We start from the raw sequence: 17,233 nt of genomic DNA on the forward strand, positions 1-17,233 counted from the left end.
GGTGAGCCCCGATGGCCTCACCGCGGGGCGGGTTGCGAGAGGATCCACTGCGCCAGCACCTGCGCGTCGGCCTCCGACACCTGGGTCTGCCTCGGCATGATCACGCGGCCCCAGGTGCCGACACTGCCGTTGCGAATCTTCCCGGCCAGCCGCGAGGCCGCCTCCGCATCGCCGCGATAGCGCTCGGCGATCTGCGCGAAGCCCGGGCCCACCTGCTTGTGCACGAGGCCGTGGCAGGCCATGCATGCGTTCTTGCGGGCCAGCTCGGCCGGCGTCTGGGCGATGGCGGAGAGCGAATGGATGGCCAACGCACAGCCCGCGAGGAACTGGCAAAGGCGCTGGACGGGAGTCTGGATCTTCATGGGTGGGGCGGTGCCTGCGCCCGTCATCGTCGCATGCCGCTTGCGCGGGGCCGGCCGTCGTGCATTCACGACAAGACGATTCAAGAGTAACTATATGTATGGTTAAATCCCCGCAACTATCGCGAAGAAGACGAGGGATTGCATGAAGCTGCTGCTGAGCATTGCGTTCGCCGCCGTGGCCCTGGCCGGTTGCGCCAGCGCTCCGACCACCCCCACCGAACCCGGAACGGGCAGGGGGACTTCCTATGTGCCGATGGTGGCCATGGAAGGCGTGGACAAGGTGCGCTACGACCAGGACGTGGCCGACTGCCGCACCGCCGCCAACCGCATCACCGCCCGCAGCGAAACCGGCGACGCCATGTGGGGCGCCCTGGGCGTGGGCCTGATCACCGTGTACGGGCAGGGCATCGTCGCCGCGGCGTCGTACACCGGCATCACGGCGGCCGTCATCGACTGGAACGGCCGCCCGAGTTCCGAACTCATCGCCGATCATCAGCAGATCGCCATCGTGCATTGCATGGCCAAGCGCGGCTACCGCAACCTCGACCCGAACGTGCGCGACACCTTCTACGGCAACACCTTCGATCCGGGCGTGATCGTCAAGCCGCGCCGCACCGGCGTCGACACCTACAACGTCGAAGCGCTGGCCAAGGCCGGCCGCTGCAACATCCAGCCGCGTGCCGAGCTGACGGCCAAGGGCCCCGGCTACGAGAGCTACAACGTGCCTTGCGACAACGGCGGAACCTGGGCGGTGCGCTGCGAGTTCGGCAAGTGCCGCGTGCTGGCACAGGCGGCGATACGCCGCTCCTGAGTCCGGCGGCTTCCCGCCCTCGGCAAGGCAGACGGGCCCGCGACGCGGGCCCGTTTTTCATTTGACGATCATTCCCTTGAGCGCCGGATCGGGCGCGGGCGGCTTGAGCTTCATCTGCCGCATGGTCTTCACCAGCAGCTGGGCGATCATCACGTTGCGGTGCCGCTTGCTGTTGGCCGGCACCACGTGCCACGGCGCATGGTCGGTCGACGTGGCCACCAGGGCGTTCTGGTAGGCCTGCTGGTAGGCGCTCCACTTGGTGCGCACCGACAGGTCGTCCATGCTGAACTTCCATTGCTTGCCGGGCGTATCGATGCGCGCTTGCAGGCGCTCGCGCTGCTCGTCCTTGTCGATGTGCAGCATGCACTTGACGACCACCGTGCCGGTTTCCGTCAGCAGGCGCTCGAAGTCGTTGATCTGTGCGTAGCGGCGCTTCGCCTCGGCCTTGTCGATCCAGCCTTCCACCACGGGCACCAGCACGTCCTCGTAGTGGCTGCGGTTCCAGACCATGATCTCGCCGGTGCGCGGCACCACGGCATGGCAGCGCCAGAGGTAGTCGCGCGCGCGCTCGTCCACCGTCGGGGCCTTGAATGCGGTCACGCGCACGCCCAGCGGCGAGGTGCGCGAGAACACCCAGCGAACGGTGCCGTCCTTGCCGCTGGTGTCCATGCCTTGCAGCACCAGCAGCAGCTTGCGCTTGCCCTCGGCGTTCAGCAGGTCCTGCAGCTCGTCGAGCTCCACGGCGAGGGCATCGAGCTCGACGCGCTGGGCGTTCTCGTCGCCTTCGCAGAAGGGCGTGTCGTCGGGGTCGATGTGGGAGAGCTTGAACTTGCCGCCGACGCGGTACTTCTTGAAGCTGGCCATGTAGCTGGACTCCGTGTTGGGAAGGGAACGACGAAGCCCGCAGGTTAAGCGATTGCTCAGGACTCGTCGTCCTCGGGCAGCGATGCGCTCCAGCGGTTGTCCCACTCAGCATGCTGGCGCACCGCGCCGTCGAGCTCGCGCCGGTCGCGCTTGGTGGGACGGCCCTGCTCGATGGCAAGTGCCGGTTCGATGCCCGCACGGCGCATCTCGCGGAAGGCGGCCTGCGCGGCCAGGCTCTCCGCCGTTTCCTCGTAGAGCTGCTGCGCCACCGGCGCCGGCCCGCGCTGGCCGCTGAGACCGCGCACCGTGACGGTCCGCGTCAGCGGGCCCATGCGCATCGCGACGGTGTCGCCCGCCTTGACCTCGCGCGAGGCCTTGGCGACGTCTCCGTTCACCTGCACGCGGTTCTTGCCGATTTCCTCCGCAGCCAGCGAGCGCGTCTTGAAGAAGCGGGCGGCCCAGAGCCATTTGTCGATGCGCAGACGGTCCATGAAATTCGAGGAGTGGAGGTCAGGCATTGTGCCGCGACGGCACCGGCTGCGGCGACGCGAGCGGAAGGCGCACGACGGCGTCCAGCCCGACGATCCGTCCGCTGCCGTCGGGCTCGGTACGGTTGTCCAGGCGGATGTGCCCGTCCAGCGCCAGCACGATCTCGCGGCAGATCGCCAGACCCAGCCCCGAGCCGCTGGAGGTGCTGCCCGCCGAGAAGGGCGCGAACAGGCGCTGGCGAAGCTCGGGCGAGATGCCGGGGCCGCCGTCGCTCACCACCAGCACCGCGTCGGCGCCCTCCGCGCGCACCGCCACAGACAGCGCGGCGCCCGGCGGGCTCTGCTTGATCGCGTTGTGCAGCAGGTTGCGCGTGAGCTCCTGCAGCATCCACTGGTGGGCACGCACCGGCACGGGCTCGTCGACAGCGAGCTCGAAGTCGAGCGCCTTGTCGGCCACCAGCGGCGACAGGTCGAGCGCGATGTCGCGTGCCACCTCGGCGAAATCGAGCGTCACCGATTCCGGCTGCTGCCGCAGCTGTTCCACCTTGGCGAGCGACAGCATCTGGTTGGCCAGCATGGTCGCGCGGTCGACGGTGCCGCTGATCTCGTCCAGCGCCTGTTCCGGCACCACGTCGCCGCGCTGCGCGGACTGCACCTGCGCCTTGAGCACCGCCAGCGGCGTGCGCAGCTGGTGGGCGCTGTCGCGCACGAAGCGCTTCTGGTGGTCCAGCAGGCGCTGCAGCCGGCCCATGACCTGGGTGGTGGCGTCGATCAGCGGGCGCAGCTCGCGCGGCGCGTCGGGGGCGTCGATGGGCGAGAGGTCGTCGGCCTGGCGCTTCTCGATCGCCTCGCCCAGTTCGCGCACCGGTCGCGTGGCGCGCTGCACGACGAACACGGTCACCAGCGCGATCACGCCCATCAGCAGCAGCTGGCGCCACAGCGTGTCGATGAGCAGCTTGCGCGCCAGCGTCTCGCGGATCTCCAGCGTCTCGGCCACCTGCACCACGGCCATGCCGCGGCCGGTGGCGCTGGCGACGGGCTGCAGGAGCACCGCCACACGCACCGGCTGGTTGCGGAACTGCGCGTCGTAGAAGTCGACCAGGGCCGCGTAGGCGCTGCGGTCAGGGATGCGGCCGTGCCAGAAGGGCAGCTCCGCGAAGCCCGAGATCATCTCGCCATTGAGTGCCGAGACCCGGTAGAAGAGCCGGCTGCGGTTGTCGGCCTCGAAGGCCTCCAGCGCGGAGTAGGGCACGATGGCGCGCAGCCGAGCCATGTCGTCGTAGCCCTCCACGTCGAGCTGCTCGCCGATGGTCTTGGCCGAGGCCAGCAGCGTGCGGTCGTAGGCGGTGGTGGCCGCCGCCAGGCTCTGGCGGTACAGGCTCACGCTGTTGATCACGATGAACACCGTGACCGGCGCGAGGATGCCGATCAGCAGCCGCGCGCGCAACGAGATCGCGCGGATCATCGAATGGGCGCGCAGGCCGGCGAACGCCGCGGAACCGGCTTCGCCGGGCCGCAGGCGCTGTCCCCTGCAAGAGTGTTGGCGAGGCGACACGAAGTGCGCGCAGCCTGGGGGTTTGTCATGTTTCAGGGCGCAGCAGATAGCCGAGTCCGCGCATCGTCATCAGCACGGCGCCGGTGCCGACCAGCTTCTTGCGAAGCCGGTACACCACCACCTCGATGGCCTCGTACTGCACGTCGGTCTCGCCCGGGAACACCAGTTCGAACAGGCGCTCCTTGGTCACGGCGTGGCCGGGCTTCATCATCAGCGCCTTCAGCAGGGCCAGTTCGCGCGGGGTGAGCTCGAGCAGCTCGGCGCGGTTGTAGATGGCGCCGTTGTCGGGCTCGAAGCGCAGGCCGCCGATCTCCTGCGGGTTCAGGCCCGCGTCCGGCCCGGTGGCGCCGTGGCTGCGGCGGCGCAGCGCGCGGATGCGCGCTTCCAGTTCGTCGAGGTCGAAGGGCTTGGGCAGGTAGTCGTCGGCGCCGGCGTTCAGGCCGACGATGCGGTCGCCCACCGTGCCGCGCGCGGTCAGCAGCAGCACCGGTGTGCGCAAACCTTCGGCGCGGGCCTGGGCCAGCACCTGCAGGCCGTCCAGGTTCGGCAGGCTCAGGTCGAGGGCGACCACGTCGGGTTCGATGGCTCGCCACTGGGTGACGGCCTGGGCGCCGTCTCCGCAGACGCGCACGTCGATGCGGCGGCGCCCGAGGGTGCGCTGCAGGGTGATTTGCATCGTGGGGTCGTCTTCGACCAGCAGCAGCTTCATACGTGGGGCTTCGGGGTGCGTACTTTGGTGTTTTCCCCAGTCTGGCGGACAGCCAACTGACAGCGGGGCGGCGCATGATAGCGCTCAGCTACAAGTCAGCTTCCTTTCAAGTTACTTCCAATCAGGAGACCCAAGCATGCGTCGCGACACCTTTCTGAAGTCACTGGCCGCCATGGCCGCCGTGGGAGCGCTGCCACTGTCGGCGCGCGCGGCCGCCAACGTCAAGATGATGATCCCCGCCAACCCGGGCGGCGGCTGGGACACCACCGGCCGTGCGCTGGGCAAGGCGCTGACCGACGCCAAGGTGGCCGACACCGTCACCTACGACAACAAGGGCGGCGCCGCCGGCGCGCTGGGCCTGGCCCAGTTCGTCAACGGCTCCAAGGGCGACGCCAACGCGCTGATGGTCATGGGCTCGGTCATGCTGGGCGGCATCATCACCGGCAAGCCGCCGGTCAACCTGTCGCAGGCCACGCCCATCGCGCGCCTGACCACCGAATACAACGTCTTCGTGCTGCCGGCCAACTCGCCGTTCAAGACCATGAAGGACGTGGTCGAGCAGCTCAAGAAGGACCCGGGCAGCGTCAAGTGGGGCGGCGGTTCGCGCGGCTCCACCGAGCACATCGCCGCGGCGATGATCGCGCAGAAGGTCGGCGCCGATCCGTCCAAGATCAACTACGTCGCCTTCCGTGGGGGCGGTGAGGCGACCGCCGCCGTCCTGGGCGGCAACGTCACCGTCGGCGGCAGCGGCTACAGCGAGTTCGCCGAGTACATCGCCGCCGGCAAGATGAAGCCCATCGCCGTCACCTCCGCCCAGCGCCTGCCGGGCGTCGACGTGCCCACGCTGAAGGAGCAGGGCATCGACGTCGAGATCGGCAACTGGCGCGGCGTCTACGGCGCTCCCGGCATCTCGGCCGAGCAGCGCAAGGCGCTGACCGACATGGTGCTGGCCGCGATGAAGAGCGCCTCGTGGGCCGAATCGCTCAAGAAGAACGACTGGACGGCGGCGGTGCTCTCGGGCGACGCCTTCGCCAAGTTCGTGGACGACGACTTCGCGAACCTGCGCGCGATCATGACGAAGTCCGGCATGGTCTGAACCTGGTTATCCCCCGGGCTGCGCGCACTTCGTGTCGCGCGCGCCTTCCCCCTTCGGGGTCAACACCCGAGGCCCGGCAAAGCCGGCTCCTCGGTGTTTCTTGCCGAAGGGGCTCTCTTTCCCCTCGATGCGGGAGCAAAAAATGACAACTCCAGACTCCTCGGCCTCGCCGCAATCCGCGGCCACGTGGCCCCAAACCCTTGTCGGCGCCGGCGTGCTGCTGACCGGCGTGGCGCTGGCCTTCGGCGCCATCGGCATCTCCTCCGACGCGGGCTACGGCGGCGTCGGTCCCAACTTCCTGCCCTGGCTGGTGTCCGTGGTGCTCGTGCTGTGCGGCGCCTGGATCCTGTGGGAGGCGCGCACCGGCGGCTTTCGCGAACTCGATGCGCCGTCGGGCGCCGAGCATGCCTACTGGCCCGGCTTCATCTGGGTGTCGGCGGGCCTGCTGCTCAACGCGGCGCTCATCACCACGCTGGGCTTCATCCTGAGCTGCACGCTGTGCTACCTGCTGGCGGTGCAGGGCCTGCGCCGCGCGAGCGGGCAGGCCGGCGTCAATTCGCCGCGCACCTGGGCGACCGACTTCGTCACCGGCGCCGTGATCTCCGCCCCGGTGTTCTGGATGTTCACGCAATTCCTGGCCATCAACCTGCCTGGCCTCACTTCGACCGGCTGGATCTGACATGGAAATCTTCAACGCCCTGATGGCCGGCTTCGCGGCCGCCATCACCCCGGTCAATCTCCTCTGGTGCCTGGTCGGCTGCGCCCTGGGCACGGCCGTGGGCGTGCTGCCCGGCATCGGCCCCGCCGTGGCGGTCGCCATGCTGCTGCCGATCACCGGCAAGGTCGACATCACGGCCTCGATGATCTTTTTCTCGGGCATCTACTACGGTGCCATGTACGGCGGCTCGACCACCTCCATCCTGCTGAACACGCCCGGCGAAACCGCCAGCATGGTGACGGCGATGGAGGGCAACAAGATGGCCAAGAGCGGCCGAGCGGGCGCGGCGCTCGCCACGGCCGCCATCGGCTCCTTCGTGGCCGGCACCATCGCCACCGTCATCGTCACGCTGTTCGCGCCCTTCGTGGCCGACTTCGCGGTCAAGCTCGGCCCGCCGGAATACTTCATGCTGATGCTGCTGGCCTTCACCACGGTGAGCGCGGTGCTCGGCAAGAGCACGCTGCGCGGCATGACGGCGCTGTTCGTCGGCCTTGCCGCAGGCTGCATCGGCCTCGACCAGATCTCGGGCCAGGGCCGCTACACCGGCGGCATCCCCGAACTGCTCGACGGCATCGAGATCGTGCTGGTGGCCGTGGGCCTGTTCGCCGTGGCCGAGGTGCTGTACGCCGTGCTGTACGAAGGCCGCGTGGTGGAAGGGCAGAACAAGCTCAGCCGCGTGCACATGTCCAGGCGCGACTGGAAGCGCTCCATCCCGGCCTGGCTGCGCGGCACCGCCATCGGCACGCCCTTCGGCTGCATTCCGGCCGGCGGCACCGAGATCCCGACCTTCCTGAGCTACGCCACCGAGAAGAAGCTGGCCAAGGACGAGGCGGCCAAGGCCGAGTTCGGCACCACCGGCGCCATCGAAGGCGTGGCCGGCCCCGAGGCCGCCAACAACGCGACGGTGACGGCCGCGCTGATCCCGCTGCTCACGCTGGGCATTCCGACCTCGAACACCACCGCCATCCTGCTGGGCGCGTTCCAGAACTACGGCATCCAGCCGGGGCCGCAGCTCTTCACCACCTCGGCCGCGCTGGTGTGGGCGCTGATCGCGTCGCTGTACATCGGCAACGTGATGCTGCTGGTGCTGAACCTGCCGATGGTCGGCCTTTGGGTCAAGCTGCTGAAGATCCCGAAGCCCCAGCTCTACGCCGGCATCCTGATCTTCGCGACGGTGGGTGCCTACGGCATGCGCCAGAGCGCGTTCGACCTGTTCCTGCTGTACGCCATCGGCCTGCTGGGTGTGGTGATGCGCCGCTTCGACTTCCCGACCGCTCCCGTGGTGGTCGGCATGATCCTCGGCCCGCTGGCCGAAGCGCAGCTGCGCAACGCGATGTCGATCGGCGAGGGCAGCGCGGCGGTGTTCTTCCAGCGCCCGATGTCGATCGCCCTGGTCATCATCGTGGTGGCCGTGCTGGTCCTGCCGCGCCTTGCCAAGCGCATGAGCGAGCGCAAGCTGGCGAAACTGGCGCAGATGGACGCCTGATCTTCCGGAGGCTTCGTTCGAGGCCTGGCCAAAAAAAAGCTGCGGCATTGCCGCAGCTTTTTTTGTTTGCGCAGCAGCTTCTTGCTACCGCCCCGGCGCGGGCGTCTCGATCAGGTCGTCGTCGATGTGCGGATCCGCCGGCTGCCCGCGCAGCCTGCGCACCGTCCGCTTGATCCAGTGCTCGATGTCGTCGACGTATGTGAAGACGGCCGGCACCACCAGGAGGCTCAACACGGTGGAGGTGATCAGGCCGCCGATCACCGCCATCGCCATCGGCGAGCGGAAGCTGGAGTCGGCCGCACCGAAGCCCACCGCGATGGGCAGCATGCCCGCGCCCATGGCCAGCGTGGTCATGATGATGGGGCGCGCGCGCTTGTGGCAGGCGTCGCGCAGGGCATCCCAGCGGTTCATGCCGTGGTCGCGGCGCGCCACGATGGCGTACTCCACCAGAAGAATGGAGTTCTTCGTGGCGATGCCCATCAGCATGATCAGCCCGATCAGCGAAGGCATCGACAGCGCCTTCTGCCCGATCAGCAGGCCCACGAAGGCGCCGCCCAGCGCGAGCGGCAGCGCGCACAGGATGGTCACCGGGTGCAGGAAGTCCTTGAAGAGCAGCACCAGCACGATGTAGATGCACAGCACGCCCGTGAGCATGGCCAGGCCGAAGCTGGCGAACAGCTCGGTCATCACTTCCGCGTCGCCCACCTCGGCGATGCGCACGCCCGGCGGCAGGTTCTGGATCGACGGCAGCTTCTGCACCGCGTCCTTCGCGTCGCCCAGGCCCACGCCCGAGAGCTCGATCTCGAAGTTCACGTTGCGCGAGCGGTCGTAGCGGTCGATCACCGCCGGGCCGCCTTCCATGCTCAGCGATGCCACCTGGTTCAGCATGACCGGCCCGCGCGTGCCGGGCACGGACAGACGCCCCAGCAGGTCGATGTCGGTGCGCGCGGAGTCCTCGAGCTTCACCAGGATCGGCACCTGACGCTGCGCGAGGTTGAGCTTGGCCAGCGACTGGTCGTAGTCGCCCAGCGTGGCCACGCGCAGCGTCTCGGCGATGGCCGAGCTGGTCACGCCCAGGTCGGCGGCGCGCGCGAAGTCGGGGCGCACGGCGATCTCGGGACGGATCAGGCTCGCGGTCGAGGTGATGTTGCCCAGGCCGGGGATGGTGCGCAGGTCTTTCTCCACCGCGCTGGCCGCGCTCGACAGCGCCACCGGGTCCTCGCCCGTGAGCGCCAGGATGTACTTCTCGCCCGAGCCGCCCAGGCCCACCGTGCTGCGCACGCCGGGCAGCGTTTCGAGCGCCGCGCGGATCTGGTTCTCGATCACCTGCTTGCGCGGCCGGTCGCCGCGCGGGTCGAGCTTGATGGTGAGCGTCGCCTTGCGTGTCTCGGGCGTGCCGAAGTTCGCGAACGGGTCGCCGCCCGCGCTGCCGCCGGCCACCGTGGTGTAGACGCTGCGCACGTGCTGGATCTTCATCACGCGGTTGCGGGTTTCCTCCGCCGCCGCCGTGGTCTGCGCCAGCGTGGAGCCCGGCGGCAGCGACAGGTAGATCTGCGTCTGCGAGTTGTCGTCCGGCGGAATGAAGCCAGTCTTGAGCAGCGGGATCATCGCCAGCGAGCCGAAGAAGAAGAGGGTGGCCAGCACCATCGTCTTGAAGCGGTTGTGCGTGCTCCAGGTCACGGCGCGCATGTACCAGCGCATCCAGCCCGGCTCCGTCTCGGCCGTGACCACCGGCTTGAGCATGTAGGCCGCCATCATCGGCGTGAGCACCCGCGCCACCACCAGCGACGCGAACACCGCGAGCGAGGCCGTCCAGCCGAACTGCTTGAAGAACTTGCCGGCCACGCCGCTCATGAAGGCCGTGGGCAGGAACACCGCGATCAGCGTGAAGGTGGTGGCGATCACCGCCAGCCCGATCTCGTCGGCCGCTTCCATGGCCGCCTGGTAGGGCGTCTTGCCCATGCGCAGGTGGCGCACGATGTTCTCGACCTCCACGATCGCGTCGTCCACCAGTATGCCGACCACCAGCGACAGCGCCAGCAGCGAGATCACGTTCACCGAGAAGCCCAGCAGGTGCATGCCGATGAAGGCCGGTATCACCGACATCGGCAGCGCCACGGCAGAGACGAAGGTGGCGCGCCAGTCGCGCAGGAACAGCCACACCACCACCACCGCGAGGATGGCGCCCTCGTACAGCAGGTGCAGCGAGCCGTTGTATTCCTCTTCCACCGGCTCGACGAAGTTGAAGGCCTCGGTCAGCTCAATGTCGGGGCGCGCGGCGCGCATGTCGGCCAGCGCCTTCATCACTGCATGGCCCACCTCCACCTCGCTGGCGCCGCGGCTGCGGGCCACCTCGAAGCCCACCACGGGCTTGCCGTTGAGCAGCGCCGCAGCGCGCGGCTCGGCGATGGTGTCGCTTACGCGCGCCACCTGGTCGAGGCGGATGCGGCGGCCGTCGCTCAGCGCGATCTGCATGTCGGCGAGCTGGTCGGCCGACTTCACCGTGGCCATGGTGCGCACCGGCTGCTCGCTGCCGCCCAGGTCGAAGCGGCCGCCCGCGCTCTCGGTCTGCACCTGCCGCAGCTGGCGCGAGATGTCGGCCGCGGTGGCGCCCAGTGCCTGCAGCTTGGCCGGATCGAGGTCGACGTGAACCTGCCGCGTGACGCCGCCCACGCGGTTCACCGCACCCACGCCGGGCAAGGCGAGCAGCTTCTTGGTGACGTCGTTGTCGACGAACCAGCTCAGCGCCTCGGCATCCATGGCCGAGGAGGCGATGGTGAAGGCCAGCACCGGCTGCGCCGCGAAGTCGAGCTTGGTGACCACGGGGTCGCGCACGTCGGCCGGCAGGTCGGCACGCACGCGCTGCACGGCGGAGCGCACGTCGTCGACCGCCTCCTGCACGGGCTTCTCGAGGCGGAACTCGACGATCAGCGTGGCGGCGCCGTCCTGCACCTTGGTGGTGATGTGCTTGAGGCCCTGCACCGTGGCGATGGAGTTCTCGAGCTTGCGCGCGACGTCGGTCTCCAGCTGCGAAGGCGCGGCGCCGGGCAGCGAGGCCGAGACCGTCACGGTCGGCAGGTCGATGTCCGGAAAGTTCTGCACCTTCATCGCGTTGAACGACAGCAGCCCACCAAAGGTGAGCAGCACGAACAGCATCACCGCCGGAATCGGGTTGCGTATGGACCAGGCGGAAACGTTCATGGGCGTGTCCTTTGCATTGCTTACTTCGCCGCAGCGTCGGATGCCGCCGGCCTGGCGGGCTGGGCCGCGGCGGATGAAGGAGGCGAGGGCGCATCGACCACGCGCACCAGGTCGCCGTCGTTGAGGAAGCCCGCGCCCTGCACCACCACCTGGGCACCCTCGGGCAGCGCGCTGGTGATCTCGATGCGGTCGTTCAGCCGCCGACCGATCTGCACCTTCATCTGCGCCACCTTGTTGTCGGGCTTCAGGATGAACACGTTGTTGAAGCCGTCGCGCGGCACCACGGCGGCCTGCGGCACCGTCGGTGCCGTGCTGCGGCCGAGTTCGAAGTCGCCGCGCGCGAACATGCCGGCCTTGACGCCGGTGTTCTGCTGAACGTTGGGCAGGTCCACGTACACCAGGGCCGCCCGCGTCTGCGGATCGACCGTGGGCGCGATGCTGCGCACCTTGCCGCGCACCTGCGCGCCGCTGGCGCTCACCACGAAGGCGGTGGTGCCGACCGCGACGCGGCTCAGCTCGGCCGAGGTCACCTCGGCGCGCCATTCGAGGCGGCCCTGGCGGATCAACCGGAAGAGCTCGGTGCCCGCCGCGACCACGCTGCCCACCGTGGCGGTGCGCGCCGAGATCACGCCGTCGTCGGGTGCCAGCACCTGGGTGTTGCGGCCGCGAACCTGCTGCGCGGCCAGCACGGCCTCGGCCGCTTCCACGCGCGCCTTGGCGGTCTGCTCGGTGGTCTGGTACTGGTTGATCTGCTGCTGGCTGAGTGCGCCCGTGGCCTGCAGCGTGCGTGCGCGCGCCGCGTTGCCGGCGGCGTCGGCCGCGGTGGCGCGGGCCTCGGCCAGCGAGGCGCGTGCCTGCGCGATGTCGGCCTGCACCGTCTCGGGCGAGAACACGGCGAGCACCTGGCCCTTCTTCACCGTATCGCCCACGTTCACGCGCACTTCGGCCAGCTTCAGGCCGTTGGACTCGGAGCCGATGACTGCCTCCTGCCACGCGGCCACGTTGCCGTTGGCCGCGAGCGTGAGCATCAGCTCGGTGGGCTCTGGCTTGGCGACGGTGACGGTCAGCGCGGGCTTGGGGGCCGCGGCGCCGTCCTTTCCCTTGGTTGCCGCGACCTGGTCGCCGGCCTTGCCCGAGGGCTTGCCGCCCCTCATGAAGAAGATCGCCGCGATGACGACGACCAGCGCGATCAGCGCGATGGCGAGAGTGGAACGCTTCATTGTTTTCATGGCGACGTCGCGACCTTCGCGGCCGGGGATGTGGTCATTGAGGACGATTCGAAAGAGGGGCCCTGCGCGGCCTGGCGATTCCAGCCGCCGCCCATCGAGCGGTACAGCGCCACCCATGCCTCGGTGCGCTCGCGCTGCAGCGAGACGCGCGCGGTCTGTGCCGAGAACAGCGTGCGGCGCGAGTCTTCCAGCTCGAACAGGCTTGCGAGACCGGTGCTGTAGCGCGCCTGCGTGGCGTCGAAGGAGGCCTGGTAGTTCTTCACCGCGGCATCGGCGTCTGCCGTGCGGGTGTCGGTAGCGTCGAGATTGACCAGTGCCTCCTCGACCTCGCGCACGGCCTGCCGCACGTTGGCACGGTAGAGCGACACGGCCTCGGCATAGCGCGCCTTGGCGGCATCGACGTTCGCCTTGCGCGAGCCGCCGTCGAGCAGCGGCACCGTCAGCGCGACGGGGCCCACGGTCCAGGTCTCGAGCGACTGGCGCACGCCGCTCACGCGGTACTGCGAGCGGCCGATGGAGCCCGACACCGTGAGCTTGGGATAACGCTCGGCCTCGGCCGAACCCACGTCCGCGCTCGCGGAGGCCACGCCGAGCTCGGCCGCGTACACGTCGGGGCGCTGCGAGATCGCCTCGGCCGGCACGTTCGCGATGCTGCCCACGGCCGGCAGAGCGCGCTGCGCCGGCGCGGCGGCGAGCTTGCCTTCGAGCGTGGCCTCGTCGATGCCGCTGAGCGCGACCAGCGCCTTGCGCTGCACGGCGCACTGGGCGCGCTGCTGCGTGAGCCGGCCCGATGCATCGGATGCGCTGGCGCGTGCAAGGGCCGCATCGGCGGGCGCGGTGAAGCCGGCCTTCGCCGACAGGTCGGTGAGCCGCGAAGTCTCGGCACGCGAGCGTGCATCGGCCTCCGACACGCGAAGCTGCTGCTGGCAGGCGCGTTCGGCGAAATAGGCGTTGGCGGTTTCCGCCGCCACCGCCACGCGGGCGTCGTGCCACTTGGCGTTGGCGCTGTTCTGCTTGGCCTCGGCCGCGTCGCGGTCGGCACGCAGGCGGCCGAACAGATCGACTTCCCACTTCGACTGCAGGCCCGCCTGCAGCGTGGTGATCGGCGTGCTGGAAGAGAGTCCGCCGCTGCTGCTGCTTCCCGAACCTGCACCCGTGCCCGCGCCCGCGCCAGATGGGCTGCCGCCGGAAACGCCCACCGGCCCGCGGCTTGCCGAAGCGGTGCCGTCGAGGCTGGGCAGCAGCGCCGCACCGGCCTGCACACGCGTGAAGCGCGCCTCGGCCACGCGCGCGGCGGCGCTCGCGACGTTGGGGCTCGCGGCCTCGGCGGCGGCGATGAGTTCGACCAGCAGCGGATCGTCGAGCTGGCTCCACCAGTTGGCCAGCGAGGCCAGCGAGCCGCCATGGGGCAGGGGCGCGCGCCATTGCGCGGGCACCGGCGCTTCGACCTGCGCGGGCGGACGCGTCAGCGAGCAGCCCGAGAGGCCGATGCCGATCCCCGTGCAGAGGACGGCCGTCAGCCTGGATCTGAATCGGAGTTTTCTCATTGTTTCTTCTGCTTTCTCTCGGCCTGCCTGCGCGCCGCCTCGGTCTGGACCAGCGCCAGCGCGTAGGAAGTAAGGCGATCGGCCCAGGTGTCGATGGCGCGCGGTGTGCGCAGCAGCGACGGGCGCAGGGCCTCGATGAAGTCCTGGCTCACGTAGAGCTGCATCGACAATCCGGTGATCGCGAAGGTCAGGCGATGGATGTCGTCGTCGGGGCGCTCCACCTTCAGGTGGCGGCACAGCAGCTCGGCGATGGCGCGGTGCGGCCCCTTGATGTCGCGCTCCAGCTCCTCGGCCCAGCGGCTCGTGGGCTCCAGCATCTCGCGCATGTGCAGCTGTATGCACTGCCGCACGATCTCGCCCTGCTTGAGCGGGTCGATCATCAACACCATGCATCTGCGCAGCGTGGCCTCGAGCGGCTGGCTGGGCACGTTGCAGGCGGCGATGAGGTCGCTGGAGTCGCCGCCCATCGGTTCGCTGAAGGTGGCCGCATAGAGCCCCTCCTTGTCGCCGAAGTAATAGCTGATGGCCGAGATGTTGACCTCGGCCTCGCGGGCGATCTCGCGCGTGGAAGTCTTTGCGAAGCCCTTCTGCGCAAACAGCCTCAAGGCGGTGTGGAGCAGCCGGTGGCGTGCCTCGGCACCGTCTGCGCGCGGTGCGCGGCGAGGTGCCTGGGTGATCGGATCTCTCGCGTTCATGCCCGGCATTACACCACGCACAAAATCAAACGATTGATTAACTTAAGGCTTCCTGAAGGTCTTTGCCGGACCGTGCCCGTCGAAGCGAATCCTTAAGACTTAAGGGGCGGGCCCGGCCCGCGCTACGATCCCGACATGCCTGCAGCCTCCACCGCAACACCCTCGCTGCCTCTCGATGCCGAGGGCATTCTCGCGCTCGCCGCGCGCTCGATGTTTCATTTGTTTTCGAGCATCAGCCAGGGCATGTTCCTGGTCGACAGCACCGGGCGCATCGTGTGGGTCAACGAAGGCTACCGGCGCTTCCTGCCCGCGCTGGGCTTCTCGTCCATCGACGAGTTCATGGGCCACATGGTGGAGGACGTGATCCCCAACACCCAGATGCGGCGCGTGCTCGAGACCGGCGAGCCCATCCTGGTCGACCTGCTGACCAACAAGGCCGGCACCTTCGTCGTCAGCCGCATTCCGCTGCGCGAAGAGCGCGGTGGCGGGGAGGGCGGCATGGGCAAGGTCATCGGTGCGATCGGCATCGTGCTCTTCGACCAGCCCGAGACCACGCTGCAGCCGCTCATCAGCAAGTTCGCGCTGCTGCAGCGCGACCTCGACGACGCCCGCCGCGAACTCGCGAGCCAGCGCAACAACCCGCTCTACCAGCACTCGGGCGATGGCCAGCGTCGCTCCAAGTACACCTTCGCGAGCTTCATCGGCAGCAGTCCGGCGGCGGTGGAGGTGAAGCGGCATGCGCGGCGCGCGGCGCAATCGACGAGCCCGGTGCTGCTGCTGGGCGAGACCGGCACCGGCAAGGAGCTGCTCGCGCATGCGATCCATGCCTCGTCGGCGCGGGCCAGGGGCCAGTTCGTCAGCGTCAACATCGCGGCCGTGCCCGACACGCTGCTGGAAGCCGAGTTCTTCGGCTTCGCGCCCGGCGCCTTCACCGGCGCCGACCGCAAGGGCCGGGAAGGCAAGTTCAAGCTGGCCGACGGCGGGAGCCTCTTCCTCGACGAGATCGGCGACATGCCGCTGGGCCTGCAGGCCAAGCTGCTGCGCGCGCTGCAAGAGGGCGAGATCGAGCCGCTGGGCTCCAACAAGCTCGTACCCTTCGACGCCCGCGTGATCGCCGCCACCTCGCGCGACCTGCCCGAACTCGTGCGCCGCGGCCAGTTCCGCGAAGACCTGTACTACCGCCTCAACGTGCTCCCGCTGCGTGTGCCGCCGCTGCGCGAGCGGCGCGCCGACATCCCCGCGCTCGTCGAGGCGCTGGGCGAAGACATGGCGCTGCGCAGCGGCGAAGCGCCCCCCGAACTCACGCCCGACGCGCTCGCGCTGCTCGCCGGCCAGCACTGGCGCGGCAACATCCGCGAACTGCGCAACGTGCTGGAGCAGGTGACGATGCGAAGCGACTCGCAGCGCATCGACGCCGTGCAGCTCGAACGCATCCTGCGCGAAGCCGGGCTGGAGCAGATCGAGCTGCCCGCCACCCTGCAGACCAGCCACGATGCCGACGAGCAGGCCGCGCTGCTGCGGCCGCTGTCGCAGCAGGTGGCCGAGCTGGAACGCAAGGCGATCGCCGCGGCTATGGCGTCCACCGGCGGCAACAAGCTGGCCACTGCGCGGCTGCTGGGCATTTCGCGCGCGACGCTCTATGAGCGGATGACGAGTCAGGAGCAGTGAGCCCATGCCCGAGCGATACTCCCGCCCCATCCCACAACCCCGACGCCACATCCGATGAAGAAGGCCCTCGTCCGTATCGCCGCCTGTCTTGGCCTCTGCGCCGTCGCCGGCATGGCCAACGCCGCGCCGCAGTGTTCCGGCGAAGCCGTCTCCCGCGCAAAGAAGCTGCTGACCTTCCACTTCGGCGAGGACGACCGCATCCGCATCAGTCCCGACGTGAAGGAGCTGCCGCCGATCCGCAACCCCGCCAACAAGAAGCAGCAGTTCAAGGTGCTCGAGGTCTGGGGCAGCATCTACAAGGGGCAGTACCGCATGCGGCTCATCTACTACGTGTCGGGCAACGACTGCACGCTGATGGGTCAGGAGATCCTGGAGTACGCGGACCTGTGAGCGTCAAGGCCCTGCGTTCCACCTTCGGCCCCAACTGCCACTGGTGCGGGCTGCCGATGGACTTCGACGAGCCGGCGGGCCGTCCGGAGTCGGCCACCATCGAGCATCTGGTGGATTCGACCTTCGGCGGAGTGCGCTCCTCGAAGCACCGGCGGCTCGCGCACGCCGCCTGCAACCATGCGCGCAACGAGTTCCGCCAGCAGGCCGAGCGCCAGTTCGAGCAGTGGATCGCCCAGCGTCAGGTCTCCGCGAAAACCCTGAATGAAAATCAGACATCCGACTGAAATTCAGACACTGCGAGTGTTCTGAATTCAGCCGGAGAGCGCTTCTCTCGAATGGAGAAACGTTTGTTATCAATGGCTTAGCGGGTGGCACGAACTGTGCAATATTCAGTCACCTTTTTCAGGAGACAAA

Annotated in this window: 16 protein-coding genes; 7 read left to right on the plus strand and 9 right to left on the minus strand. The window is 68.8% G+C overall.

Annotation, left to right across the window (positions count from 1 at the left end):
* Nucleotides 1-17 precede the first annotated feature (17 nt).
* The gene (locus tag G369_RS0101930; RefSeq protein WP_020722923.1) at nucleotides 18-362 is read right to left on the minus strand and encodes a c-type cytochrome; all 345 of its coding nucleotides are present in this window, start codon (nucleotides 360-362) and stop codon (nucleotides 18-20) included.
* Between the two features lie 142 nt (nucleotides 363-504).
* Between G369_RS0101930 and G369_RS0101935 the strand changes: the two genes are divergently transcribed.
* Entirely contained in the window at nucleotides 505-1,173 is a 669-nt protein-coding gene (locus G369_RS0101935; protein ID WP_019652290.1) for a hypothetical protein, read from the plus strand.
* Between the two features lie 57 nt (nucleotides 1,174-1,230).
* Here the strand turns inward: G369_RS0101935 and G369_RS0101940 are convergent, their stop codons facing one another.
* The 4 genes from G369_RS0101940 to G369_RS0101955 all read right to left on the minus strand — a co-directional run bounded on the left by G369_RS0101940 (nucleotide 1,231) and on the right by G369_RS0101955 (nucleotide 4,789).
* Nucleotides 1,231-2,037: a PPK2 family polyphosphate kinase gene (locus G369_RS0101940; RefSeq protein WP_019652291.1), complete on the minus strand. Its 807-nt coding sequence runs from the start codon at nucleotides 2,035-2,037 to the stop codon at nucleotides 1,231-1,233.
* Nucleotides 2,038-2,093: 56 nt separating this feature from the next.
* Entirely contained in the window at nucleotides 2,094-2,528 is a 435-nt protein-coding gene (locus tag G369_RS0101945) for an RNA-binding S4 domain-containing protein (RefSeq protein ID WP_019652292.1), read from the minus strand.
* Between the two features lie 19 nt (nucleotides 2,529-2,547).
* Nucleotides 2,548-3,990: a sensor histidine kinase gene (locus G369_RS0101950; protein ID WP_019652293.1), complete on the minus strand. Its 1,443-nt coding sequence runs from the start codon at nucleotides 3,988-3,990 to the stop codon at nucleotides 2,548-2,550.
* Nucleotides 3,991-4,105: 115 nt separating this feature from the next.
* Complete coding sequence (locus G369_RS0101955; RefSeq protein WP_019652294.1) at nucleotides 4,106-4,789, minus strand: response regulator transcription factor; 684 nt, start codon at nucleotides 4,787-4,789, stop codon at nucleotides 4,106-4,108.
* Between the two features lie 136 nt (nucleotides 4,790-4,925).
* On the opposite strand from G369_RS0101955, the gene G369_RS0101960 reads away from it, so the two are divergent.
* The 3 genes from G369_RS0101960 to G369_RS0101970 all read left to right on the plus strand — a co-directional run bounded on the left by G369_RS0101960 (nucleotide 4,926) and on the right by G369_RS0101970 (nucleotide 8,089).
* Nucleotides 4,926-5,885: a Bug family tripartite tricarboxylate transporter substrate binding protein gene (locus tag G369_RS0101960; RefSeq protein WP_019652295.1), complete on the plus strand. Its 960-nt coding sequence runs from the start codon at nucleotides 4,926-4,928 to the stop codon at nucleotides 5,883-5,885.
* Between the two features lie 142 nt (nucleotides 5,886-6,027).
* Entirely contained in the window at nucleotides 6,028-6,564 is a 537-nt protein-coding gene (locus G369_RS0101965; RefSeq protein WP_019652296.1) for a tripartite tricarboxylate transporter TctB family protein, read from the plus strand.
* A 1-nt stretch (nucleotide 6,565) separates the two neighbouring features.
* Nucleotides 6,566-8,089: a tripartite tricarboxylate transporter permease gene (locus tag G369_RS0101970; RefSeq protein ID WP_019652297.1), complete on the plus strand. Its 1,524-nt coding sequence runs from the start codon at nucleotides 6,566-6,568 to the stop codon at nucleotides 8,087-8,089.
* Nucleotides 8,090-8,173: 84 nt separating this feature from the next.
* Here the strand turns inward: G369_RS0101970 and G369_RS0101975 are convergent, their stop codons facing one another.
* Genes G369_RS0101975 through G369_RS0101990 form a run of 4 tightly spaced genes read right to left on the minus strand, consistent with a single transcriptional unit; the run spans nucleotide 8,174 to nucleotide 14,761 of the window.
* Entirely contained in the window at nucleotides 8,174-11,290 is a 3,117-nt protein-coding gene (locus tag G369_RS0101975; protein WP_019652298.1) for an efflux RND transporter permease subunit, read from the minus strand.
* Nucleotides 11,291-11,310: 20 nt separating this feature from the next.
* Nucleotides 11,311-12,519: an efflux RND transporter periplasmic adaptor subunit gene (locus G369_RS0101980; RefSeq protein ID WP_019652299.1), complete on the minus strand. Its 1,209-nt coding sequence runs from the start codon at nucleotides 12,517-12,519 to the stop codon at nucleotides 11,311-11,313.
* A complete protein-coding gene (locus G369_RS0101985) occupies nucleotides 12,516-14,066 on the minus strand; it encodes an efflux transporter outer membrane subunit (protein ID WP_019652300.1) in 1,551 nt (516 codons plus the stop codon). Before G369_RS0101985 ends, G369_RS0101980 begins: the two co-directional genes overlap by 4 nt.
* Nucleotides 14,063-14,761, minus strand: coding sequence for a TetR/AcrR family transcriptional regulator (locus G369_RS0101990; RefSeq protein WP_026346143.1), 699 nt, complete (start codon nucleotides 14,759-14,761; stop codon nucleotides 14,063-14,065). The genes G369_RS0101985 and G369_RS0101990 overlap by 4 nt, the downstream gene beginning before the upstream one ends.
* Nucleotides 14,762-14,896: 135 nt before the next feature.
* Between G369_RS0101990 and G369_RS0101995 the strand changes: the two genes are divergently transcribed.
* The 3 genes from G369_RS0101995 to G369_RS0102005 are packed head-to-tail and all read left to right on the plus strand — an operon-like array spanning nucleotide 14,897 to nucleotide 17,103.
* Entirely contained in the window at nucleotides 14,897-16,429 is a 1,533-nt protein-coding gene (locus tag G369_RS0101995) for a sigma-54-dependent Fis family transcriptional regulator (protein WP_019652302.1), read from the plus strand.
* A 54-nt stretch (nucleotides 16,430-16,483) separates the two neighbouring features.
* Nucleotides 16,484-16,819 (plus strand): hypothetical protein, encoded by a 336-nt coding sequence (locus G369_RS0102000; protein ID WP_019652303.1) that lies wholly within the window; start codon nucleotides 16,484-16,486, stop codon nucleotides 16,817-16,819.
* Nucleotides 16,816-17,103, plus strand: coding sequence for a hypothetical protein (locus tag G369_RS0102005; protein WP_019652304.1), 288 nt, complete (start codon nucleotides 16,816-16,818; stop codon nucleotides 17,101-17,103). The genes G369_RS0102000 and G369_RS0102005 overlap by 4 nt, the downstream gene beginning before the upstream one ends.
* Nucleotides 17,104-17,233: the final 130 nt, after the last annotated feature.

The organism is Variovorax atrisoli 110B, assembly GCF_000382045.1.
Classification (GTDB): Bacteria; Pseudomonadota; Gammaproteobacteria; order Burkholderiales; family Burkholderiaceae_C; genus Variovorax; species Variovorax atrisoli.